General features: G+C 49.2%; 17 protein-coding genes and 1 riboswitch. Of the genes, 2 read left to right on the forward strand and 15 right to left on the reverse strand.

Features of this window, described 5'->3' with window-relative positions; all coding sequences use genetic code 11:
• The first annotated feature begins 345 nt into the window (after nucleotides 1-345).
• Both AC58QO_RS19755 and AC58QO_RS19760 read left to right on the forward strand, forming a co-directional pair.
• Nucleotides 346-2,040, forward strand: a complete 1,695-nt coding sequence (locus tag AC58QO_RS19755; RefSeq protein WP_497268504.1) for a multicopper oxidase family protein — start codon at nucleotides 346-348, stop codon at nucleotides 2,038-2,040.
• A gap of 128 nt (nucleotides 2,041-2,168) precedes the next feature.
• A riboswitch (purine riboswitch) is annotated at nucleotides 2,169-2,268 on the forward strand.
• A 73-nt stretch (nucleotides 2,269-2,341) separates the two neighbouring features.
• Nucleotides 2,342-3,676 carry a 5'-deoxyadenosine deaminase gene (locus AC58QO_RS19760; protein WP_497268506.1) on the forward strand — a complete coding sequence of 445 codons (1,335 nt, stop codon included), beginning with the start codon at nucleotides 2,342-2,344 and terminating at the stop codon, nucleotides 3,674-3,676.
• 297 nt (nucleotides 3,677-3,973) lie between these two features.
• Here the strand turns inward: AC58QO_RS19760 and AC58QO_RS19765 are convergent, their stop codons facing one another.
• The 15 genes from AC58QO_RS19765 to AC58QO_RS19835 all read right to left on the reverse strand — a co-directional run bounded on the left by AC58QO_RS19765 (nucleotide 3,974) and on the right by AC58QO_RS19835 (nucleotide 23,496).
• Nucleotides 3,974-6,589 (reverse strand): SLC13 family permease, encoded by a 2,616-nt coding sequence (locus tag AC58QO_RS19765; protein WP_497268507.1) that lies wholly within the window; start codon nucleotides 6,587-6,589, stop codon nucleotides 3,974-3,976.
• Between the two features lie 230 nt (nucleotides 6,590-6,819).
• Complete coding sequence (locus tag AC58QO_RS19770; RefSeq protein WP_028555213.1) at nucleotides 6,820-7,020, reverse strand: cold-shock protein; 201 nt, start codon at nucleotides 7,018-7,020, stop codon at nucleotides 6,820-6,822.
• Nucleotides 7,021-7,190: 170 nt separating this feature from the next.
• Complete coding sequence (locus tag AC58QO_RS19775; protein ID WP_497268509.1) at nucleotides 7,191-7,409, reverse strand: helix-turn-helix domain-containing protein; 219 nt, start codon at nucleotides 7,407-7,409, stop codon at nucleotides 7,191-7,193.
• A gap of 12 nt (nucleotides 7,410-7,421) precedes the next feature.
• Nucleotides 7,422-7,820: a pyrophosphohydrolase domain-containing protein gene (locus AC58QO_RS19780; RefSeq protein WP_497268511.1), complete on the reverse strand. Its 399-nt coding sequence runs from the start codon at nucleotides 7,818-7,820 to the stop codon at nucleotides 7,422-7,424.
• 81 nt (nucleotides 7,821-7,901) lie between these two features.
• Entirely contained in the window at nucleotides 7,902-8,435 is a 534-nt protein-coding gene (locus AC58QO_RS19785; RefSeq protein WP_497268513.1) for a C40 family peptidase, read from the reverse strand.
• Between the two features lie 157 nt (nucleotides 8,436-8,592).
• The gene (locus tag AC58QO_RS19790) at nucleotides 8,593-9,789 is read right to left on the reverse strand and encodes a response regulator (RefSeq protein ID WP_497268515.1); all 1,197 of its coding nucleotides are present in this window, start codon (nucleotides 9,787-9,789) and stop codon (nucleotides 8,593-8,595) included.
• Between the two features lie 9 nt (nucleotides 9,790-9,798).
• Entirely contained in the window at nucleotides 9,799-11,637 is a 1,839-nt protein-coding gene (locus tag AC58QO_RS19795; RefSeq protein WP_497268517.1) for a sensor histidine kinase, read from the reverse strand.
• Between the two features lie 82 nt (nucleotides 11,638-11,719).
• Complete coding sequence (locus AC58QO_RS19800; protein WP_497268519.1) at nucleotides 11,720-12,601, reverse strand: carbohydrate ABC transporter permease; 882 nt, start codon at nucleotides 12,599-12,601, stop codon at nucleotides 11,720-11,722.
• Nucleotides 12,602-12,618: 17 nt separating this feature from the next.
• Nucleotides 12,619-13,509, reverse strand: a complete 891-nt coding sequence (locus AC58QO_RS19805; RefSeq protein WP_497268521.1) for a carbohydrate ABC transporter permease — start codon at nucleotides 13,507-13,509, stop codon at nucleotides 12,619-12,621.
• Nucleotides 13,510-13,606: 97 nt separating this feature from the next.
• The gene (locus AC58QO_RS19810) at nucleotides 13,607-14,944 is read right to left on the reverse strand and encodes an extracellular solute-binding protein (protein WP_497268523.1); all 1,338 of its coding nucleotides are present in this window, start codon (nucleotides 14,942-14,944) and stop codon (nucleotides 13,607-13,609) included.
• 252 nt (nucleotides 14,945-15,196) lie between these two features.
• Complete coding sequence (locus tag AC58QO_RS19815; protein WP_497268525.1) at nucleotides 15,197-17,497, reverse strand: DUF4962 domain-containing protein; 2,301 nt, start codon at nucleotides 17,495-17,497, stop codon at nucleotides 15,197-15,199.
• Nucleotides 17,498-17,681: 184 nt separating this feature from the next.
• Complete coding sequence (locus AC58QO_RS19820; protein WP_497268526.1) at nucleotides 17,682-19,745, reverse strand: heparinase II/III domain-containing protein; 2,064 nt, start codon at nucleotides 19,743-19,745, stop codon at nucleotides 17,682-17,684.
• Nucleotides 19,742-20,509 (reverse strand): SDR family NAD(P)-dependent oxidoreductase, encoded by a 768-nt coding sequence (locus tag AC58QO_RS19825; protein ID WP_497268528.1) that lies wholly within the window; start codon nucleotides 20,507-20,509, stop codon nucleotides 19,742-19,744. Before AC58QO_RS19825 ends, AC58QO_RS19820 begins: the two co-directional genes overlap by 4 nt.
• Nucleotides 20,510-20,605: 96 nt before the next feature.
• The gene (locus AC58QO_RS19830; RefSeq protein ID WP_497268530.1) at nucleotides 20,606-22,459 is read right to left on the reverse strand and encodes a cache domain-containing sensor histidine kinase; all 1,854 of its coding nucleotides are present in this window, start codon (nucleotides 22,457-22,459) and stop codon (nucleotides 20,606-20,608) included.
• Nucleotides 22,459-23,496 carry a response regulator transcription factor gene (locus tag AC58QO_RS19835; protein WP_497268532.1) on the reverse strand — a complete coding sequence of 346 codons (1,038 nt, stop codon included), beginning with the start codon at nucleotides 23,494-23,496 and terminating at the stop codon, nucleotides 22,459-22,461. The genes AC58QO_RS19830 and AC58QO_RS19835 overlap by 1 nt, the downstream gene beginning before the upstream one ends.
• Between the last annotated feature and the right edge of the window lie 17 nt (nucleotides 23,497-23,513).

Below are 23,513 nucleotides of genomic sequence, written 5' to 3' on the forward strand. Positions count from 1 at the left end.
AGCAGTCGATTGACCTATAGCTCGGGGCATAAACAGCTGCAACACAGGTCTATAGGTCTACTTTTCCTCATCCTAATGGTTGAGGTACTAGCCTTTACTAAGGCCGCGATCATCTTGACCTCCTGGCCGATAGGTTGGCCAGCCATGCAGGTGAAGCTGGGTCTGGAACTGGCATTGTTCGTCGCCCCAGCGCTGGCGACGCTGGTGTGGTCCGTGCCGAGGCTGTGGTGGTTGACTCGGCTCAGCTTTAAAGAGCCGCAGGGCAAAGCCCTGCCTGCGGAAGTGCGGTTGAGCGCCGCGCATATCGCGATAGCGCTGCCGGTTCAGGCGGTCATGCTGGGCGCAATGACCGTTTTCTTTTACACCTTCTTCACCGCGGTTCCGCTGCCGGTGAAGCTGATCGTCGTGCCGACGCTGCTAGCCGCAGTCGGCACAGCACTGCAGGGGCATCGGCTGCACCGCCGATACCTGGCCATGCGCAGCCCCGCGTTGACGAAGCCACGGCTCGGGATGCGGGTTGTGCGCGCTGCCGCCGGCGTCCTAACGGCGGCAGCGGTGCTCTGGATCTGGCTGAGCGCAGCTAGCCAGATGAGCCGTTTGCCCGCCGAAATGAACATGGCGGCGGGGGTCATGGACTACGGCGGCGGCGCAGCGCCGGCGAACAGCTCGCACGCCCAGCACGGCGTGGGCTGGACGAGCGTAGCGACGCTGACGGGTCCCCGCGAGGGGACGCCGGATCAGCGGTTTACGCTCACGGCAGTGAAGAAAACCATGACGCTCAGCTCGGGTAAACTGGTGGAGGCGTGGACGTTTAACGGCCAGCTTCCTGGCCCCGAGCTGCGCGTGAAGCAGGGTCAATTGGTGGAAGTCACGTTGATAAACGCCGATATTGAGGATGGCGTAACGCTGCATTGGCACGGTCTTGACGTCCCCAATGCGGAGGACGGAGTGGCAGGCGTGACGCAGAATGCCGTCATGCCAGGTCAGACCTATGTGTACCGATTCATTGCCAGTGACGCGGGTACCTATTGGTATCATTCACATCAGCAATCGTATGTGGGAGCTGGTAAAGGTCTATTCGGCTCTTTACTTGTTGAGCCCGCTGCTTTTTCCGCCGAAACTAAGTCAAATGAACTAGAAATCCCGATTGTTGCACACACTTATTCAACCGTAGATGGCACATCGAACACGATCTCTTTTGGAGCTTCAGATACGCGCCAAATCCAGCGGATTGCGCCGGGGACACCGGTCCGCTTACGTCTTATTAATACAGACAATGAGCCGATGACGTTCAAGTTAGTAGGAACAGTTTTTCAAGTGGCCGCCATTGATGGAACGAACCTGCATGGGACCACAGATCTAGTAGAGAAAGATTTACTCCTCGCACCAGGTGGACGCTATGACGTGACATTCACGATGCCGCAGGGGGGTGTGCTACTAGGTCCACAGTCCGAGAAAGAGCGGGGTAGCCATGCCTCCTTGGTGATGAGCCCAGATGGCAAGGACGGTGAATTCGACGATGCTGCGAGTAAACGCGGACCCGTGTGGGACCCACTGACGTATGGCGGTCCAGACGCCAACGCTGTTGCCGCATTCAACGGACAATACGACCGCGAATTCCAGCTAATTTTAGATAAAAAATTAGGCTTCTTCAACGGAGGTTTCACGTACTCTTTTACGATTAATGGCAAGCTATTTCCCGATACGCCTATGTTGATGGTGAAAGAGGGAGACGTTGTGAAAACGACGATCGTCAATCATAGCAACGCCAGCCATCCGATGCATTTGCACGGACACCATATGTTGGTGCTGAGTCGCAACGGGCAGCATTCAACCGGAAGTCCTTGGTGGGTGGATACGTTGAACGTTGCTGCAGGTGAGACGTATGAGGTTGCTTTTGTCGCGGATAATCCTGGCCTCTGGATGGATCATTGCCACAATTTGCAGCATGCGACTGCGGGGATGACCATGCATTTGATGTATGAGGGGATTACGACGCCTTATTCCGTAGGAACTGCAACGTCGAATCATCCGGAGTAACGGTTTTCACCTTTTCGACAAGATTGGAAGCCGTTTTTTCAGAAAAGAGGGAGGGCATGTCATGTTAACTTACACATTGTTGACAAAATTGACCTCGACAGTTTACTCTAGAGAAAAGCAGGCACGACATAATTGCATATGACTTCTTTCGTATAACCTTAATAATTGGATTAAGGGTCTCTACTTAGAAACCGTAAATTTCTAGCTACGAAAAATGTGCACTGACACAGGCATATTTTTCATGGCTAGTTTTTTTATGCCTACATTTTCATATATTAGGGGAGTAGGAGGTTTTCGAACGATGACAACGATATTAATTAAAGATGCACAGATCGTGACCATGAACCGCAACGGGGATATTCTGACAGGGGATATGTTGATCGAAAATGACCGCATTACCGCGATTGGGCCTGACTTGAACCCCACACATGCAGATAAAATCATCAACGCCAAGAATCGTACCGTCATTCCGGGCTTTATTCAAACGCACATTCATCTGTGTCAGACGTTGTTCCGTGGCAAAGGAGACGATCTCGAGCTTATGGACTGGTTGAAAAAGCGGATCTGGCCGCTGGAAGCCTCCCATGATGAGGAGTCGATTTACTACTCGGCGATGCTCGGTATTGGTGAATTGATTCAAAGCGGAACGACAACGATCGTGGATATGGAAACGGTGCATCACACTGATTTTGCTTTTCAGGCGATTGCAGAGAGCGGTATTCGAGCGTTGTCAGGCAAGGTGATGATGGACAAAGGGGACGAAGTTCCTTTCGCTTTGCAGGAAAATACGACAGAATCGCTTCAACAAAGCGTTGATTTGCTCGAAAAATGGAACGGACACGACGACGGACGTATCCAATACGCGTTTTCACCGCGTTTTGTCATCTCATGTACGGAAGAGCTGCTGCGTGAAGTTCGTAATTTGTCGGAACAGTACAATGTGAAAGTGCACACGCATGCTTCTGAAAATCTTGGTGAAATCGAGATCGTGCAAGCGGAAACGGGCATGCGCAACGTCGTCTACCTCGATCATCTCGGCTTAGCGAATGAACGATTGATCCTGGCGCATTGTATCTGGCTCGATGAGCAAGAGAAACGCATCATCCACGAGCGCGGCGTGCATGTCAGCCACTGTCCCGGCTCGAACCTGAAGCTGGCTTCAGGGATCGCCGAGACGCCTGAGATGCTCAAGCTGGACATCTCCGTCAGCTTGGGAGCAGATGGCGCGCCGTGCAACAACAATCTCGATATGTTTAACGAGATGCGGCTCGCAGCGCTGATCCAAAAGCCCGTCCACGGACCGACGGCGATGAACGCGCAGACGGTGTTCCGCATGGCGACCATCGGCGGCGCACGCGCGGTCGGGATGGCCGATGAGATCGGCAGTCTTGAAGTCGGCAAGAAAGCCGACTTAGCGATCCTCGATCTCAACAACTTCCACACGTATCCGTCCTATGACGTGGATCCGATCTCACGCATCGTCTACTCGGCGACGCGTGCTGATGTCGAAACGACCATCATAAATGGTCGGATCGTCATGGAAAACCGCATCATGCGGACGGTTGATAAGGACATCGTCCTGCCCGAAGCGAACCGCTCCATTCAGCGGTTGCTGAAGAGGGCGAACCTGCGCTGAAGTAAGTAGCCCAGACCCATGCATGAAACGGAACGAGGAACCGCTATTTGCTCAAAATCGAACTTTTTGATTGCGTTGCGGAACCACGTTCCACTAATTTGACTAAACCCTCCTTCATCGAGCCAAATTTCATGAAATAGCGTCCTCACGTTCCGATTCAGCTGAAAAATGGCCGTTTTAGAGTGAATAGCGCATTGACGTTCCGTTTCTCTTAGTGTTGGCTTGGTTCGGCCTAAACTAGCTAAAAAATCCTCCAAGCCCATACAATATCGGGTTTGGAGGATTTTTATATGGTCTCTAGTGAATGAGCCCCAACCACTTCCAGTAAGGTACACACAGAAGAGCTAGTAGCAGCACAGCTAATCCGTAAGCAAATGCAACCTTCTGTCCCTGGCGGTGGCTAAAAGCTTTCCCCTCGGAGCTATAATAAGCCGTCAGATACGTCGGCGATTGATATGCGAAGAAGAAAGGGTCCGTCGATAACAGCACCACGAAAACGAGAATCCACGGGTGCACACCCGCTTGGTCAGCCAACGGCAGGAGTGCCGTGACCAGCAATATTACGGCAGGATCGTCCCGGACGATCAACGTGACGATGAACGAAAGCAAGATGACGGCGGCCAAGAAGAAGAACGGCGACGTTACGAAAACACCCATATGCTGACCAAGGAACGAAGACAACGCTTCGACAAGTCCAAGCTCATTAGCGGCAGCAGAGAAGCTGAAAGCTACGCCAAGGAATAGCAGGAACGTCCAATCGATGCCGGTTGAAATCGTTTTGCGATCCAGCACGCCGCTGATCACGAGCACGGCAAAGCCAATGAGCATGATCCAAGCGCTGTCGATGCCGTGTAACGGCTGCAGCACGAGCATAAGGATACAGCTAAGAACGGTGACAACTGCAATGCGTTCCTCCCTTGTTAGAGGGCCTAGCAGCCGCAGCTGCTCGTCTAGGACATCAGCAGATATAGGCTTAGCGGATGTTGTATTGCGAAACATGATAAAAATAATGGCAAGCAGCACGCTGCTAAAAATAAGAAATGCCGGTAAAGCATAGATAAACCACTGAATCCAGTTCACCGGTGAAGCCGTGGTGACCAGTCCGAAGGCCAGTACGTTCGTGTACGAGCCTGTGAGCACGAAAGGCGCCGTAAAGCCATAGAAGAGCATGGCTGTAAGGCCTAAACCGGCTGCGCCATGGCTGCGTGCTCCGAATCCCATGGATTCGGACAACGTCTGTGCAATCGGCACGCCGAGTGATACCTTCGCTGACGAGGAAGGGATCATCGGGTTCAGCATGATACCGCCGGCCACGATGCCCCATAGCTGCCCGCGATAGTTAGCGGGGAAGCGCTTCAGGGCATGGAGGGAGAAGCGGTATAAGAAACCTGACTTCGTAATCACAGCGCTCATCGCCATGATGAAAATCATGTACAGCCACGTCGGCGAGGCGAAGCCCGACAGGGCTACTTCGGGCTCGACGAGCCCGCCGAGCACCCAGAGCATGGCCATGCCTAAGGCTACAATGTAGTCGGGCATGATGTTGACGATCCAGAGGATCACGGCGGCTAAGCCGATCCCAATGAAGTCCATGCCGTGGCGGGATAGCCCCGCGACTGGCTCGGCGATGTGGAAGCCGAGCACCGAGGCCACGGCCAGGATGACAGCCGCCAGGCCTAGCCAGCGGCTGCGATCTCCGAGCCGCCCCGCACCTGCGGCGAGGCGCTCGCTCTTACTTCTGGCCAGCATCTGCTTGGCCAGGCCAAAGCTCGGCTCTCCGCTGCGTGGAGAGCCCTCCCCTGACAGCGCGGTTGCCTCCGCGAGCTGCAAATACTCGAGCGCAAGCTGCTTTCGCCCCAGCTTGCGGCACAGATCGGCGCCCCACTCGTAGACGGTGGTGAGCTGCTGCGCCGAATAGGCAGCGCCTTGCTGATCCAGCGCCGCCTCAACGATGGACAAGCCCGCTTCGGGCGCGTGTTCCACGCAGTAGCGGACATAGGCCCACAAGACCGCGTAGCGCGCGACAAGCAGCTCGTCCGGGCAGCGCCTAAGGGCATGGCCAATCGCTTGCTGCTGCTCCGCTCGTTCCACTTGCTCTCCTACGGCTACAGCCGCAATCTCAAGCGCCTGCTCCCACTCACTTCGTGCGGCATATATCTCAACCATTGCAGCCCAGTTCCGCCTGGCTCGATAGAATTCCAGCGCTTGCTCGACCCACAGCTGCTGCTGCGTCGTGCCATACCGCCCAGGTAATAAATCTAGCATGACTCGTGCAATTTCAGCACGTATCTGAAAACAGTTCCGCTCCAAGTCCTTCTGAACGAAGCGCCCGAGAGCCGCATAGGCCTGATCCGCTTCTTGAAGCGTCATGCTGAACATATGCATCAGCAACTCCCCACTCAGACTTGGCAGGCATGCACATACAAATAAAAAGTCACGCATTGGCTCAGGCAGCTGCTCCACTTCGTGCAGCACCCATTGCGCTTTCGCCTCCTTGGAGGCTTGCAAGCGACCATTGGTGGATACCAGCCGCTGCGAAAGCAGCCGAATGAAATAGGATGAGATCTGCGGCTGCTCAACGACCAACCGATCGAAAGTTTCACGGTCAATATAATAGAGAACACTATCGACGGCTACGATAGCCGTTGCTGATCTTGGCTCGTTCGTTAACAGCGCCATTTCCCCCAGCGTATCCCCTGCCTGCAAGCTGGCTAGCGACTGGCGCGTGCCTTCTTGGCTCTGAGAGAACAGCTCAATTCTGCCACTCTCAATCAGATACATGCTATCGCCTGGATCACCCTGCTCGAACAAAGTGTCTCCTGCCTGCCTTTTCCACATATCTAATTTCCCCAAAAGCTTAGCCAGCTCTATGTTAGAGAAGTCCTTAAACATCTCCATATCTTTAATCGCCATGAATAATCCACTCTCCTTGCATGATGCTTTGTAAACACAACGCTATGAATCCCAAAGAATACTGTACGCTTGATATGACAAATTTGTCCACCAAAAATCCTAACACAAAAAAGAGGCCATCCCCCAGTAGTCGAAATCGCTACTACGAGACAGCCCCTAAACATGAAAGAAAGACCCTTAACTTTAAGTTAAGGGTCTTTCTAGAGAATGCTATATTTGCAAGCTGAAGCTTACAGTTTTACAACGTTCTCAGCTTGTGGTCCGCGGTTGCCTTGAACTACGTTGAACTCAACGCGTTGGCCTTCGTCCAAAGATTTGAAACCTTCGCCAGTGATTGCGGAGAAATGTACGAATACATCGTTTCCACCTTCAACTTCGATAAATCCAAATCCTTTTTCTGCGTTAAACCATTTAACTGTTCCTACTGCCATGGGTAATACCTCCAAAGTTTTATTAACATGTCTTTTTTCTTGTTTCGAACAAAAAAATTACACATTGGAAAAGGTTTCATTTAACTTAAATGATAACCCTTTGCAATACGCAATTCAGGTTTTCCCTTTAAGACTATTAATACTGTACCACACAATATTAGGTATTGCAATTATACCTGAGAGGGATTTATTGCTAAAGCTATAAAGGGTTCTCTATCGTCAACTTTAAGCGCCACAGCTAGTGCTAATGCGACATCTTTCGACGGGACGATTCGACCATTTTCGATTGAATTTAGGATGGAGTAACTGATCCCCGCTTTCTCGCCAAGCTTGCGTAAAGTGAGATTTTGCTGTTGCCGCAGCTCTTTGAGCCGGATATGGAAGGCCATTATCGCCTCACCTCAACTTTCCTTATTTTTTTGTCTGTGAATTTCAGTTCTAATTTTGTCGAATGGATCTTCCCAGGCTGGCGGCTTGATCGTTTTGCCCATTTCATTCTTGTGAACCTTGCCGTCAGGCCAAACCTTGGACATGTTTGCATGTTGGACGATATCAAAGATCGGTCCAGGCTCAACACCCATTTCAACCAGTGTCCCTAGTACAAAATATAATTCATCGATCATCGCATCCACTTCATCTTCTAAAGTAGCGGCTTCTTCAAATTCATTCAACTCTTCTTGCATCCACGCCAAACGCGCGGCTTTACGTTGAACAGATAGGCGCTGCGGTGATGCGCCCACCGGATGCTCAAACGTCTCATGAAACTTCTTCACGGCTTCGAAAGCTAGCTTTAATGTCATCTTTCCTTAACTCCCTTAATGATTATAGTTTTCTACTATATACCATTTGGAGGGAGTTATGGTCAATATCCACCAATCTTTTTAAAAATGACGTCCCATAATAAAACGATCTTTCCAGTAGCCAGTGGTCATAGAGCGTATAACGACACCTGAGCTGGTTGTATTACTGATAAACTGCCCATTGCCGATATAGATACCTACATGATTAATCCGGCCTGGTGTCGATACACTGAACATCACCAGGTCGCCCTTGCTGAGGCTTGTCTTCTTGGAGACCCGGGTTCCTAGCTTCGCTTGCGCTTGGGAGCCCCATGGAAGTTTGATCCCATTCTTGCTAAAAACGAGTTGCGTATAAGCAGAGCAGTCCATGATTAGACGGCTAGTATTTCTAGTACCATATCGGTAGGTAACATCTCCGATGTAAGACTTCGCAGTACGCACTATGCTGTCTGCACGGGACGTGCTCGTTGCTGTCGCAGTTATGGTTGTTGCATTGGTGGTAGCCGTGGCGGCAGAGGCCGCGTGTGGGCTTAACAGCGCAGTTCCCGTAACTAGCAAAGTTAGACTTAGACCTAAGATGGATTGTGTAAGGCGGTTCTTTTTCACAAAAATCATGATTGATTTCCTCCTTTGATATTAAACATGGACTTGTTTGACCTGCTACTACCATAGCACATGCCAAATGCCCTAATATTTAACAACTAAGGAGAAAACACGCGTCACGCCTAATTGTAGGTATTATTCTGAGAATTTCATGAGAATTCGATGAGAATCAGTCTCTTGACACGAATGTATCCGCTTTATCGCCTGCATGCTCCTGACGGAACTCCGACGGGGTAACGCCATATTTCTTTTTAAACACCTGGGAAAAATGCCTCATATCTTGATAACCTATACGCTCAGCAACGTCTGCCAGCTTAATCTTCGGATTCAACAGCAGCTGCTTCGCCTGCTCTAATCGCAGGTTAATCACGAATTCCTTGAAACCCTGACCTGTCTTCTGCTTAAACAGCTGACTAAAATAAACAGGGTTCAAATACACAATCGACGCCACTTTCTCCAGAGAAAGGTCGTCATGATAGTGCGTGCGCATATATTGCAGGGCGACTTCGACGGAACGATCACTGCCGCTGGCGTGATGCTCATAGACCTGTGTCGTTGAGGCTTGCCGCATCCGTTGAACTTCCGCGGGCACAGACTGGAACTGCTCGATCCGTTCCGTGCTCATGATTTGGAAGGGAACCTTCAAATATTTAATGAGATGGCTGCGAAGCTCCTCAATGAGAAGCGCGATACTTGAAGCATCGGGAGGCGTGACGAGCCCTAACAGGCTCTTGCTATCGTGTACCGTCACGAAGCCCTTGCCGTAGCGTTCTATCAGCTCCAATAGGACATTCTCGATAATGAAATTTTCGAGGAAGACGGCCTTATCGGTCTCCATTTTGACCATAATTAAATAGAAGTAAGGGTGCTGCTCCACGAAAGGTCCCATGTCTATGCGGCCCGTATCTAGACCTTGCACCCAACGCTGGAAGACAGCCTCCTGCAGGAATTTGCGATTCGTCTTGAGCAGCTCCGCTTCCTCTATCAGCTCGGTATCATGGGCGATCTCCTCGCTCAGCTTGCGAATCATTTCGCTCAGCACTTCTTTGCCGATCGGTTTCAGCAAATAATCCTTGGCTCCAAGTCGCACAGCTTCTTGCGCATAAGAAAACTCCGAATACGCTGAGATCACAACCCATTTCACATGGGGATGGCGGCTGCGCGACATATTCATGAGCTCTAGACCTGTCATCCCCGGCATCAGAATGTCCGTGAGCACGATATGAATCGTCTGACTGCGCAAAATACTAATCGCTTGCTCCGCATTCGAGGCTAAGTGGATCGTATGCTCGGGAAAGCGATTCTGAAGCGTGCGTTGAATGCCTTGCAGAATTATGGTTTCGTCATCAACGATAAGAATATCCATGATGGTCTGTTATACCCCCTTACGAGGAAGCGGCATCGCTATGATAACCGTAGTTCCTACCTCTTGTTTACTTTGTATCCGAAGTCCATAGGACTCTCCGAACAGTAATACAATACGACGATGCACATTGGTAAGACCGATGCCTCTCCGCGTCATTTTGCTATCCAGGACGGGCTTCAGGTCGCTTGCATACTCCTCCGTTTTATAGGTGTACGGATCACCAATCATTCGCGCATCCTCTACAAGTCTCTCCTGCATCTGGCGAAGAAGGACTTCCTCAATACCCACACCATTATCGGAAATAATGATATGCAGCTCTTGTTCTTGTACCTCTGTAAACACGCGAAGCACCCCAGGCTCTCGCAAGGGCTCCAGCCCGTACTTAACGGCATTCTCGATAATGGGCTGCAGCGTCATTTTGGGCAGAACAACGTCCAACCACTCCGGATCAATATGAATCTCCGTACGCACCCTTCCCTCTAAACGGTTCTCAATAATCGTCATATAATGGCGCATCTGATCCAGTTCTTGCTGCAGCGTCGTTTTGGACGCTTCCTGCCAATCGCTGCTGTACCGGAACATATGAGACAACGCCAGGATGACTTTGCCTAATCGATCATTCTCTCGTTCATCCAGCATCCAATAAATCATATCTAGGGTGTTATATAAGAAATGCGGATTCACCTGAGATTGAAGCGCCTGCAATTCCGCATTTTTCTCACTCATCGAAGCTAGCGTAATTCGTTCAATCAGTTCATCCATCCGATTCACCATGCGATTAAAGGAGGACACTAATGAGTTTATTTCCTCAAAGGATTTGACCGTCACCGAGCCTTTGAAATTCCCCATTTCCACTTGCTTCATCTCACGAATCAGCAGTTTCAGCGGGGAAGCAATATTCTGCGAAATCAGACTCGCCAAGGCCGTAGAAAGGATAATAAGGACCACGATGACAACGTATAAGTACTCCCGCGTTTTCACAACTTCCGCATTAATGTCATCTTTGGGTGTTAAGCCGAAGACAGTCCAATCCGACATTTTCGCCTTCGCGGCTACAATTAATTGATCTGTCCGATCATCAATAATGATCTCATTCTGTTGCGGGCGTGGAAGCCCACTGAAGGAAGGGAACGATGTTTTATCCTCCGCTGTCGTAGCAATCAGTCGATTCTCTCGGTCCACGATGTATACCCGGCTGTTCGGACTAATCGTTACGTTAGACAAGGCTGCAAGGATCGGCTGCGGATTCGTTTCAATCAGCATGACCCCGATTACCCGATGGTCTGTGAGGTCGTATAGCTTTCTGCCAAAAACAAAGAGAGGATCTCGCTGGAACTGGTTAATCACCGAGCCCTGCACCAGACCTAACCAGACCATCTCCCCTGTGGAGTCCTGCAGCTTCTGGTACCAGTCTGCGCTCGAATAATTGGTATCGATGACGCTGTCAAAGCCTCGCTCGTAATTATAGTTTTTCCCTGCATTAGTAATGACATGAATGCCGATGATATCGTCACGCGAATAATAGATTGCTCCCAAAATATTCGTAATGGTACGTTCATTGAAAATGCTGGCCGTCACATCGGGGTTTGTATCGCGATCTTGAATTAAGCGAAGCATTTCGTAGTTGCTATTCAATGATTTCGTGATACTATCGTAGCCTTGTAAGAGCAAATCAAATAAACCTACCGTTTGTGAGATGTTTTTCTGCGCCAGATCACTGATCTTGCTATGTATAATTTGGGTCGTCTTCTGATAATACAGAACGCTGACAAGTAACACGAGCACAAGCATCGATGTGATAAATAGCAAAAACAGCCGATTATGTATGGAATTAAGGCCCCGTTTCACGCTTGCGTGGTCCCCTTTCGTTAGGAGTATTTGCTATTCTACCACACCCAAATCCGAAAATGAAAAAAAGAGAGGGGTGAAGTTAACCCTTCACCGCTCCCGCTACCATACCTTTTGTAATTTTATCCGCTAATAAGAAGTACACGAGAATAACCGGCAGCGCACCTAAGACGAGAAAGGCTCCGATCGCTCCATAGTTAACTGAATATTGACTCACGAAGCTATTTACCCCGAAAGGAAGCGTCTTGAGTCGCTCGGACGAGATGAACGTCGCCGCGAGGATGTACTCGTTCCAGATGTTGATGAAGGTTAGAATACACACCGTCATCATCGGAGGAATTGAAATAGGAAGAATGATGCCGCTGAAAATCTTGAAGACTCCCGCTCCATCCACAACCGCTGACTCTTCAATTTCAGCAGGAATGGATTTCATGAAGCCGCTAAGGATAAAGACGGCAACTGGCGTCTGAAACGCAATGTAAGGCAGAATGATGGAAGCATGCGTGTTCAGGATATGCATATTTTTGAAAATGATCATAAGCGGCAATAGCGTCGCCTGCATCGGAACCATCATCCCAATGAGGAAGATAACCATAACTAATTGACCATATTTCCATTTGAACCGTGTAATTGCAAAGGCAGTCAGTGAGCTTAAGAACAGTACACATACCATCGTTACGATGGTAACAAAGAGACTATTCTTTAAGTATTGAAAGTAATTTCCTGCATCAATCGCATCGGTGAAGTTCTTCCATTGAAGCACGTGCGGTAAGGCGAAAAACCGACCTGAGAGAATTTCCTCATTGGTTTTCAGTGAATAAATGAACAGCCATAGCAACGGATACACCTGTGTGACCACAAGTAAGGATAAGAAGACAATGACAATTATTTTTAGGATAGAGAAGCTTTTGCGTCTCCGTATGATGGCAGGTTTAGCCGAAGCTGCTTCCCTGGCGTTTAGCATGGTGACACTTCCCTTCCTCACGAAAATTTTCTCTCTAGTTTGTTGAAGACTGTGTTAATAATAACCGTTGCTACAAGACATACCACAACCAGGAAGGCTGCAATCGCACTACCATAACCATATTTCAGGGATAGGAAGGAATTATTGTACATCAAGGTGGAAATGACATCTGTTGCATGAGCAGGGCCGCCACCTGTCATAACCATAATCATGTCAAATGCTTGTAAAGAACCGATAAATGCAAGGACAATCGATATTTTGAAAATCGGAATATTCATAGGGAAAGTGATATACCAGTCGGCTTTAAGGCCTTCTGCTCCATCAAGACGTGCAGCTTCATAAATGTCAGCCGGAATGTTCTGAATACCGGTGAACTGAATCAATGTGTGATAACCCAAGTACTGCCAAAGCGCTACAAAATAGAGTGAATACATAGCAATTTTCGGATCCGTTAACCACGATCTCGTCCAGCTATGTAAGTTTAGTAAATCTAGAACTTGGTTGAGCATACCGCCCATAGATGCTGGATTATAAATGGTTTTCCACAATTGTCCAACAATAACTACTGATAAAATGACAGGCAAAAAGTAAGCAGATACTAGGAAATTCGGTTTTTTGACAAAACGGTTAAGCAAAATGGCTACACCCAAAGCGATTGGAATTTCAATCATGGAGAAGACTGCAAACATTAATGTTCGTTTGACGGAAGGCCAGAACACAGGATCATGGAAAAGCATGGTGCGGAAGTTCTCAAGTCCAATGAACTTAGATGCGCCAATTCCGTTCCACTCCAGCAACCCACTATACATAGACACGAGAATGGGTACGAAAACAAGACCAACATAAATCAACAGACAGGGTAGTACAAACATGGCAATCGTCCACTTGGAGACTCTTAACACATTCACTTGGCTCGCCTCCTTCATGGGAATATACCAATGAGAACTCACCTCAAGCACCGTGGCTGGCACTCAAGGTAAGTCCCGATTGGGCTACTTCTTCAAATTATTTTTTGTTCGTGTCGTAAGCTGTTTGGTGCTCTTTCGCTACAGTTGCAGGATCTACTTTTTGTACGAAAAGGTTTTGAATGCTTGTTAAGTGGCCTTGAGCTGTTCCTGGGTTCATCGTGTTATCGAACGCAAGGTCGCCGCCTTTAACTTTCTTGAATAAACCAAGTACTTCCATTGCCATATCGGAGTATCCAGCAGCTTTGAAGTCGCCGTCAACTTTTTGTGCGATACCTACAGCGCCTTTAACTGCGAAAGCTTCTTTAGGGAAGTTCAACATGAAGTAGTTTAAGAAATCTTTCGTTTCTTTCAAGTGTTTGCTGTTTGCAGATACTGCAAATGCGCTGCCTGGAGCCAACATGAACTCGTCTGGGTTACCTTTACCTTTAACTGTTGGGAATTGGAATACGCCAACTTTACCGTTAACGGAAGATGTTTCAATACCGCCAGTTGCCCAGCTACCCATGAAGTACATCGCTGCTTTACCTGTTTTGAACAAGTTTTCACCTGCGTTGTAATCAAATGAAGTTGCGCCCTCTTGGAATGCGCCAGCTTGGATCAAGTCTTGGAAGGAGCTAACTGCATCCGTAAATGCTGGATCAGCGAACGTTTTCTTACCGTCTACAACTGATTGCAAGAATCCAGGACCGCCGTTAGTGCGAAGCAAGACGTTCATGAACAAGAAGGAACCCGTCCAAGAATCTTTTTCACCGATCGCCATTGGCTGAATGCCTTTGCCTTTTAATGTTTTTACAGCAGTAACCATCTCTTCGAACGTTTTTGGCACTTCAACGCCAGCTTGTTTGAACAAGTCTTTGTTGTAGTAAACAACAGCGATGTTGTTACCATCTGGCAAAGCGTAGATGTTATTTTTGAATGTATACCAGTTAAGGATACCTTCTTGGAATGTACCTTTAAGGCCGTTTTGCTCAACCATGTCATTCAAAGGAGCAAATAGACCTGCATCCACGAATGGTTGCATTTGTGCAGCTGGGTTCACGACAGTGATGTCAGGAACTTCTTTGGAAGCTGCTTGTGTTTTCAATTTAAGCTTTTGTTGATCCGTGTTCAAGGAATCAAGTTCGATCTTGATATTCGGATTTTTAGTTTGGTAATCGGCTACGATTTTCTTCAACATACCATTTTTCGGATCAGTTGGATCCGGATATATGTTTTGGAACGTGATAGTAATGTTTTTCCCCGTTGATGGTGCCGTCGTTGCCCCTGCTGCTGGTGAAGCTGTGCTCTTGCTGTCTCCACCTGAACCACACGCTGTTAAACTAATGGCTAGCAAGCTTGCCGCAATGACTTGTAGTGATTTATACTTTTTCACCAATGTAAATCCCCCTCGTTTGAGTGAATGTCTTTATGTTCCTATTATGCCGTGTTGTTGGCACCCCTTACAATGTGTGAACTTTAGGTATGATGTTTGATTTCTATAGATTTATTACCTCACCTAACTTTCCCGTTTGGGCGATTTTTTATGAGTTGAACTGAAACCCGGTGCAGATTAGGGGTAAAAAAGGAAAGAAAAAGCGACTCCTCGGCAGCTTGCGCTGACTTAGAATCGCTTTATTACTTACATATATTAGTAGGCCTTTGGCACTTCTACGCGGTTCGTGATACCGTCTTCGGTGAAGTAAATATGAACGTCAAAGCCTTGATCATCCATGAAATACGACACGTATTTCGGTTCACCATGCTTGATCGGCACAAGAAGCGTCGCAATACGATGGCTGCGGGCAGACTTCGTTGTCGCCTTCAAATGGTAGTGCGGCGGTAAACCTTCAATTTCGGACTGATCAATGTCTGTGAAGCTCTGATGCTGGGATAGCTCTAGCTCGCCAGAGGAGCAGTACACGAAACGTCCGTCCATATCAGCCTTACGCCCCTGAACCTTGAAGGTCTGGCCGTTCAGCTTCATTTCATACAGGGTCTGGAATAGCCAATCAACGGTTCCAGCCTGTGCAAGATCGATATGATCGACAACTACGACGTAGGTGCCGAAGAAGTAAAGTTCCCGTACATACCGTTCCAAATACGGTACGTATTCTTGGTATGCCGCGGTTGCGTTACTGCGGGAATATCCATATCCTTTGCGCTGTTCGGCAATCTCAACGAAGCCATTGGCTGCCATGTTGAGTACTTTGTTCTTCTCCGCATACTGACCGAGACCATCGATCAAAATGTTGTTCGTTGAGCGCGTCTGTCTGCGCCAATTCATATGCATCGTGGAGCTAAACGCCACGTAGTAGCCGCTCTCGATGGCTAACGGCTCGCCATAGGCATGCAGCAGGAAGCCGTTCTGGTCGCCATGGCTATGGCTGACAGAGCCATATTTGCTGCTCTTCGTGAGGAGCATAATGTGACGCTCTGGATCAGCCATATTCGAATGGAAGGCGACCCAGTCGATGTCACGGAACCATTTGACCGACTGGATATTCGCATCGGTTGGTGCAATTGCTTCCACCTGCGGATAATCGTGACGGTATACCATTTCGTCAAAACGGAAATCCCACCAGCCATAGTTGTAGAATTTCATTTCCGAATCGGTATCGATCTCACGAACGCGTTCGTAATACCATTGATACAAACCGTTTCCTGTTACACCTGCAAATTGACGGATGTTAAATCCAGTCTTCAAGCTGACTGGATCCCCCAAAGTCGACTGATCACCAAAGCTTGCCCGCAAGGTATCTGGACTGAACGCATACAGCGGGAAATCGCCTGTTTTAGCGAAAAATGGTCGTTTATAGAAGTTAATGCCTGTATATTTCTTCAGCAAGTTCATCGCTTCCGTGACGAAAGCCATCCCTGTCGTCCAATACATCGGACCTTCAGCCCAGCCCCCGTCCGGCCCGCCCCATGGCGAGTAAAGACACGCATAGTATTCAAGCGTATAGTCTAACCATTCTTGAACCTCCGGCTCTTCCTGCAAAAGCACGATGCAGCAAGGTACTAGCACGCTGGATAGGGAACGCACCGCGTGACTATCGAAAGGAACATGATGAATCTTGGAATGCTCAATGACGTGCTGAGCGATTTGACGTGTACGTTCGAGCAGAACGTGTCGGATCTGCTTTCTTTCCTCTTCGGATAGTTGGTCATAGAGCCAGTCATAACCCCAAGCGATGGCTCCAGCCATACGGAAGGAAGCCTCATCGTTATAGTCGCGGCTTGTCGTACCTTTAATGTCCCACGTACAGATGTGGAGCAACCAGGTTTTGGCGCGGTTTAGTAAGGATGCGTCGTTTAACAGTTGACCTGCTACTGCAAGATGACGCACGGCATAGAGTGCTTCTTGCGTATCCATGTACATCTGACGCCACAATTTGGCTACACGCTTATTTCCTGGGTAATGAAGCGGTTCCGCAATGAGTTCGCGTTCGATCCATGGTTTAACGGACTTTTCATAGAAAACATCCCATGCACAATAGGTTGGATCACTCGCTAATTCGGAGCGGAAGGCTTCTACCTCGGGAGCTTGCAGCCATAAACGTGGATGCTGAGCTGAAACCTCTGCGTAGCGCTTGGCTCTGCTTGGCAGTGGTGTTTCCGGCAAATCTGCCGGTACTTCGAAGCGTCGAACGCAGCTCCATGCAGTTTGCTCGCCGTTTTCTTGAAGAAGCGCATAGCGCCAATAGTACGTGCCTGCTTCAAGTGCAGCATCAGGTGTATATAAGTTATATGGAATCGGCCCAACCGTCTGCGTTTCGGCAGGCTCGAAAGCCTCTGATTGTGCGATCTGCAGCACATAACGATCATGCTCCAGTTGTGCTGGAATCCAAGTGAAGCGAGGTGGGTTCTCCAGCAACACCGTCTTCTCATTCGGCTCGTATTGTACGGTTAGCACACCGCTCTGCGGTTCGTAAAGTGGAGATTGTGTCATTGATAATTCCCCTCCAGGCTCTGTTCTGTAAGGCGTATGGTGGAATATGAAAAATGAATGCGACTTCTAAGGATCGATGAGTAACGTAAGTGCGTTATGAATTTAGAAGTGAGCTCAACAGCGTTTCTGCGTTTCTGTTTCTGCGCGTCGAGTATGACTTTCGAACAAAAGCCCGAATGACAAATTACAAGATTTGTAATCCTTTATCTGTCATTAGAACGCGGACGGAACCTTTCGGATCATTCGGTACGGAAATGCTAATTTCATCATCTGTCATTTCAAATAGCTGAACCGCACTACCCGCACGATACACATGAATGAAATCCGCCTTACGGTCATTCCGACGATGAAGCATCGCTGTAAGTGAGCGACTTGGATCTACGGCATCTCCTGGTGTCTGTACAGCCACAACCTCATCGCCTGGCTGAACGAGAGCGGAATGGAAGACGACGGCGTCTGTTAGTTCATAGGAAACCTGAAGTTGCGCCGTTCCGGTAGCGTCAAGACCTTCGTTCGGCACGAATTGGCCAACGATAGGCAGCAATTGTTCATTGATCGTTGTTGTTTCTCCCACTTTTTCAGCGATCAACAGCTTGTAGTCAGCTTCTTTGCTGGCTGGTTGTTGATTGGACGCTACCGGTACGACAGGGTGCATCCACCACTCGATCGCTTGCGGTTGTTCGCCGGAGAGCTCAACTTGGAACCAATCCAGCAACCATTCTCCTGTGAGCAGAAGATGGCGATTCATCGTACAGCCTTCGTAGCCTTCCGTCGATTGCATCCATGCGTATACGGAAGTCTCTGTCGCTTCATAGTGCTTCATGCGCCCTTCATGCGGCGCTTGAGATTGACCTGCCAGCGACACGGTATTATGGCTGGCTGTCTCTGCGAACCACGATCTGCGCATGGACGAGCCGTAAGGCACCATCCCCAGATCGGGTGTCAGGGTTTGATTCTTGTGCATCAACGTGAGATGCAGCTTGTCGTAGTGGCCGTGGGAACCGCCGTGCTCGCCGAAATCGGCGAGGAACGACAGCGGGTTCTCCGCTATGCGGCCGATGACGAAGCCAGCGTCCGCCCAGAGTCGCGAGCTGCGCGGCTCTAGTGTAGCGGCGCGGTCAGCGCCACCGCCGTAGAGCAGCGCCTCGAGCTGCTCATTCCCGGCAGCGCCTAGCTGCCGGTACGCTTCGCGAAGCACCGGCGCGAGGCCAGGGATGCCATAGATCGTGAGCCCCTGCTCAGCGATCTCGGCGATTTCGCGGGCGTAAGGGCCCCGCTCGAGCGGCCCGTCATGCAGGGCAGGCAGAGCGCCCTGGTCGTCAGCCAAGTCGGCCAACGCTTCAAGCATGCCGCGCATGGACTGCCCCTCTGCGCCAGTCGTGGCGTAGAGATCAATACCGAAGCGCTGTGCCATTTCGGCAGCGATAAGATATGCACGAAGCACGAATACATGGTAGTACGTGCTTCCTTCGAATTCGAATTGATCGGCTTTGACGCCGATGGAAAGATGATGAATGAAGCCGCCTTGGCCTTCAATAAGCGCTTCAAGTGCAGCCTGCTCGCCTCGAGCCGCATAAACACAAGATAATGACGCGTTCAGCCAAGCGGTGTAGTTGTTCTCCGCATTATTCCGCTCATGAATCAAAATATGGCGGTACTCCTCCATACTCCCTGCCAATAAACCTAAGAACACGTCGATCGCTACCTGTTCCTTCGCATCGAAGGTAATACCTTCATCACGTAGAAGCAGATAGGCGCGTATCAGCGTGGTAGACCAAATTGCCTCAGTCAGTGCTTGGTGGAATGCGCGTCCCTTCAGCATCCAACTCTGCGCTTCCGGATGAACCGGATAGTGCGGGAACTGCTCTGCGTACTCGACTAGCAAACGTTTACTAATCTGTGCATAAGATACGTTGCCCAATGCCGCATAAACGGCAGCGGATTGCAAAGCCACTCGTGCTAAGGACTGATGCTTGAACACGAGCCATGCACCGCGATATGCTTCGCCTGTGATCACACAACCGTGTGGGCACAGAAATTCTGAAGCATCTACACAGCTTTCGTCGAACAACAGTTCGGTATGATGATGTGGACAAACATACTGGTGCCACCAACCCCCAGGTTCTTTAGGAACGACCAGGCTGCCTGCTTGCTGCAGCCTGTCGATTTCTTCTTTAAGCCTTTGGGCGGTTTGACCCGCCCACGTCATTGTCTCTACTTTTGCGCCTAATGGAATCGCGGTACTCATCGCATCATCATCCCGCCGTTGATTTCGATCGTTTCACCTGTTACGTAGCCAGCAAGATTGGAAGCAAGATACAGCACTGCACCTGCCACATCATCCGGTGTTCCTTCACGTTGCAACGGAATGCCATTGATCGTAGCTTGGCGAGCTGTGTCCGTCGTGAATGTCGCGTGGAACATGGTATTGCCAATAAAACCAGGGGATACGTTGTTCACTGTAATTCCACTTGCAGCAACTTCTTTTGCTAAACCTTTGGAGAAGGTTAGCACTGCTGCTTTACTTGCTGCATAAATGCTGGATCCTGGTCCGCCGCCGTTATGAGCTGCAACAGATGTCATGTTGATGATGCGGCCGTAGCCTTTCTCTTTCATGCCAGCAAGCACTCGTTTGGACATGAATACCGTGCTTTTCAAGTTCACGTCCATGATGCGATCGTACATTTCTTCAAACATGTCAGCGTTCGGTACACGTTGTACCAAGTGACCTGCATTGTTAACAAGAATATCGATGGTTCCGCCCAACGCTTGCTCAACTTCACTCACAAGTCGGTCGATTTGTTCTACATTCGTTACATCTGCTTGCACGAGGACTGCTTCCCCACCCAATGCTTGAATTTCAGCAACAACTTCCTGTCCTTGTGTTACATTGTTCAAACAGTTAACGCCAACTTTAGCACCGTTGCTAGCCAAAGCTAGTGCAATTGCGCGTCCAATCCCAGCATTAGATCCTGTTACAAGTGCGATTTTTCCCGTTAAGTTGATGTTCATTGTGGTATCCTCCCATGGATGTAAACCTATTTTTTATTTGAATCGCTGCTAGGCAGCGTAACTACCTATTTTTACGAACCTATAAGACTCCACCACTCAACCGCGCAGCCGAGGCCGCTCCGTCTCCGGCATCGTCATCGTGACGCAGGTGCCGCGTCCCCACTCGCTGTCGACGGACAGCCCGTAGGCTTCGCCGAACACCATTTGAATCCGTCGGTGGACGTTCATCAGACCTATACCGCCACCACGCTTGGTTCCGGTACTCGCTTCATCCGGCTCCGCCAAGCGGTTCTCCTCCAGCTTCCTGCGCAGCTCAGCCAGTCGTTCCGGCATCATGCCTGTGCCGTTATCCTCGATGAAGACCTGGAACAAGCCGCCCTCTTTGCGGGCATCAATACGAATTTTGTGATGCTCCTCCACGCCATCGGGAAAAGCATGCTGAAAAATATTTTCGATCAAAGGCTGCAACGTCAAGCGGACCATCTTCTCTAGCAGCAAGCTCGGCGGAATCGCAACGTCAATCTCGAATTCCCGCTCCGTACGATGCTGCAAAATAATCATATAGTTCCGCACATGATTCAACTCATTCGCAACCGTAATTTCCTCTAGGTTGGTCTGAACAGAGTAGCGAAGCATGAACGCCATGGCCTCAACCATATCTGTGATTTCACCAGAATTTTGAACAATGGCATAACAGTTGATCGTTTCCAACGTGTTGTATAAGAAGTGCGGGTTAATTTGCAGCTGCAGGGACTGAAATTCAGCTCTCTGACGTTCTAGCTTGGATTCGCCTAGCTCCAGCGCATGCTTCTGCTGTTCTAGCTCCGCTTCATACACCCGCTCGATCATATCCGATAGGCGCGTCACCATCAGGTTGTAACTGTGAATGAGTCCACCCATTTCGTCCGTTCGGCCGGCATCTTCGATATACTGCCAATTCCCTTTCTCGGTCTCGCGCATGCTGTCTTTGAGATTCCGAATCGGCATAATGATGGAACGACCAAATCGAAAGGCAAGCCAGAGCGCAGCAGCTAAGGTAATCAGACCCACGAAAATGGTTGTTGTCCGAATGGTATTCGCGGGACGGCGGAGCTCATCAACAGGCATCGATGCAACAAGGTTCCAGTCCGAGTAAGCAGACTTTCGAGATACAAACATACGTTCTTCCCCATTGTATTTGGACAAAAATGTTTGATTGCCGCTCGACAGCACTTGAGAAGCTAGCTCGTCTTTCGGTTTGCGCTCACTCATTGTCCGCGGATAAATGTAATTACCCGCATCATCCACGATGAAGAAAAACCCCTCTTTCCCCAAGCTAACCCGATCCCAAGTCTTCGCGAGTTCATCCAATTTGATTTCAATCGCCACAACTCCACGGTTCGTATCACCATACGAAGGACCTCTTACCTTGCGAGCCATCGTTACGACAGCCCCCTTATCGACGGTGCGGATGCTCATATTGAGAAGCACGATTTTGAGATTATCTGGCGTTAATTTCATCAAATTCTCATACTTCTCCTGAACTAGAACCGGATCAAAGTTGAATAAGTTCTGATTCTCATAGATCACAGATCGACCATGCTGCCCCGTCACATAAATCATATTAAGCTGCTTATACAACGTAACAATTGATTCAACAGAGGAGAGTGCGAACTTTTTGATTTTGTCCGAGTACACATAATACTCATACCCATCATCCGGCTTAATTTCCATGAATCCCCGCACATCTGAATTCGATGAAAAGGCATTGCTGAGCAGCTCATACGCCTGTAAGTAGCTATCCGTCTGATAGTTCGCACTATCGACCATCTGCTCCATATATTGCTTCACTTGATCATCCAGCGCCCGCGAGGATTGCCAGTAGGAAAAGGCCCCAACAGACACCAACGAGAGCACGATTACGATGAGAAAATACGCATAAATTTGACGCGACAGCGACTTTCTCTTCATTAACGAATCCCCATTCGCTGACGGTATTCCGAGGGTAGACAGCCTTCGTACTTTTTGAACGTTTTGGTAAAATGCGGATGATCCGCGTACCCAACCTCACCGGAGATATCGGTAATTCGCCAATGCGGCTGCTGCAACAGCTTCTTCGCTTTCTCCATCCGTCGACGCGTCCGATACTGAACGAAGGTTTCTTGCGTGTTTTGCTTAAACAACTGGCTGAAGTAAGAGGGATTCAATCCAATGAATTCAGCTACCTCTTCTAAGGAAACCTCCTCAGCAAGATGCTTCTCCATGTACTGTTTCGCTTCTTCAACAGGATCCTTCTGCTTGCCTTTACGCTTGCTCTTAAGCTCTTGCAGAAGCCCTTTCACAGCTGCCGTAAACCACAGCCACACATCCTCCTCGCTTAGCGAAGCGGAAATCCTTAGCTCATCCTGGATCACATACACATCGCGCACTGTGAGTCGCCCATGCACAAGTGTATAAATTTCCTGCACAATTTCGCTGATGCGGTTAAGTTTTAATTTATAGGTACCTAGCTCCGATTGAATCTCCTCAAGAACGCGTTCAAGCTCCTCTTGTTGCAGCATCCACACGGCTTGTTCCATGCGGGTAGCCCAGTTCTCCAGCTTCGTGACAGCGATAAAAGATTCTGAGCTCACTTTGCTTTTATTCACAATGAGCTTCTCTAACACCTGCCCAAATCCCTTAATATTGACCGGCTTTAGCAAATATTCTTTTACACCGTAAGATAAGCACTTTTGTGCATACTCGAAATCCCCGTAACCGGAAATAACGACCACTTGAATGTCGGCATCCATTTGGGCAATTTGAGCACATAGCTCTAGACCATCCATCTTCGGCATACGTATATCCGTAAATAGAAAATCAGGTCGTTCCTCTTGAATCCGCTGCATTGCGACAACACCATTCTCAGCTGTTCGCAAGCTTTCAATGGGCAGCTCCGATTGTTCGACAAGTTTCTGTAATCCTCTGCGTATCATCGGTTCGTCATCGACAATGAGTATGCGGTACATGAGGAACTCTCCTTTCA

The sequence above is a fragment of the Paenibacillus sp. J31R30 genome (assembly GCF_059692115.1).

What these genes read in the sequence shown, in the direction of transcription:
- AC58QO_RS19775 (WP_497268509.1), bottom strand. Translation starts at nt 7,409, where the DNA reads ATGGCCTTCCATATCCGGCTCAAAGAGCTGCGGCAACAGCAAAATCTC.
- AC58QO_RS19790 (WP_497268515.1), bottom strand. Translation starts at nt 9,789, where the DNA reads ATGGATATTCTTATCGTTGATGACGAAACCATAATTCTGCAAGGCATT.
- AC58QO_RS19760 (WP_497268506.1), top strand. Translation starts at nt 2,342, where the DNA reads ATGACAACGATATTAATTAAAGATGCACAGATCGTGACCATGAACCGC.
- AC58QO_RS19780 (WP_497268511.1), bottom strand. Translation starts at nt 7,820, where the DNA reads ATGACATTAAAGCTAGCTTTCGAAGCCGTGAAGAAGTTTCATGAGACG.
- AC58QO_RS19785 (WP_497268513.1), bottom strand. Translation starts at nt 8,435, where the DNA reads ATGATTTTTGTGAAAAAGAACCGCCTTACACAATCCATCTTAGGTCTA.
- AC58QO_RS19835 (WP_497268532.1), bottom strand. Translation starts at nt 23,496, where the DNA reads ATGTACCGCATACTCATTGTCGATGACGAACCGATGATACGCAGAGGA.
- AC58QO_RS19800 (WP_497268519.1), bottom strand. Translation starts at nt 12,601, where the DNA reads ATGCTAAACGCCAGGGAAGCAGCTTCGGCTAAACCTGCCATCATACGG.
- AC58QO_RS19815 (WP_497268525.1), bottom strand. Translation starts at nt 17,497, where the DNA reads ATGACACAATCTCCACTTTACGAACCGCAGAGCGGTGTGCTAACCGTA.
- AC58QO_RS19830 (WP_497268530.1), bottom strand. Translation starts at nt 22,459, where the DNA reads ATGAAGAGAAAGTCGCTGTCGCGTCAAATTTATGCGTATTTTCTCATC.
- AC58QO_RS19820 (WP_497268526.1), bottom strand. Translation starts at nt 19,745, where the DNA reads ATGAGTACCGCGATTCCATTAGGCGCAAAAGTAGAGACAATGACGTGG.
- AC58QO_RS19825 (WP_497268528.1), bottom strand. Translation starts at nt 20,509, where the DNA reads ATGAACATCAACTTAACGGGAAAAATCGCACTTGTAACAGGATCTAAT.
- AC58QO_RS19770 (WP_028555213.1), bottom strand. Translation starts at nt 7,020, where the DNA reads ATGGCAGTAGGAACAGTTAAATGGTTTAACGCAGAAAAAGGATTTGGA.
- AC58QO_RS19755 (WP_497268504.1), top strand. Translation starts at nt 346, where the DNA reads ATGACCGTTTTCTTTTACACCTTCTTCACCGCGGTTCCGCTGCCGGTG.
- AC58QO_RS19765 (WP_497268507.1), bottom strand. Translation starts at nt 6,589, where the DNA reads ATGGCGATTAAAGATATGGAGATGTTTAAGGACTTCTCTAACATAGAG.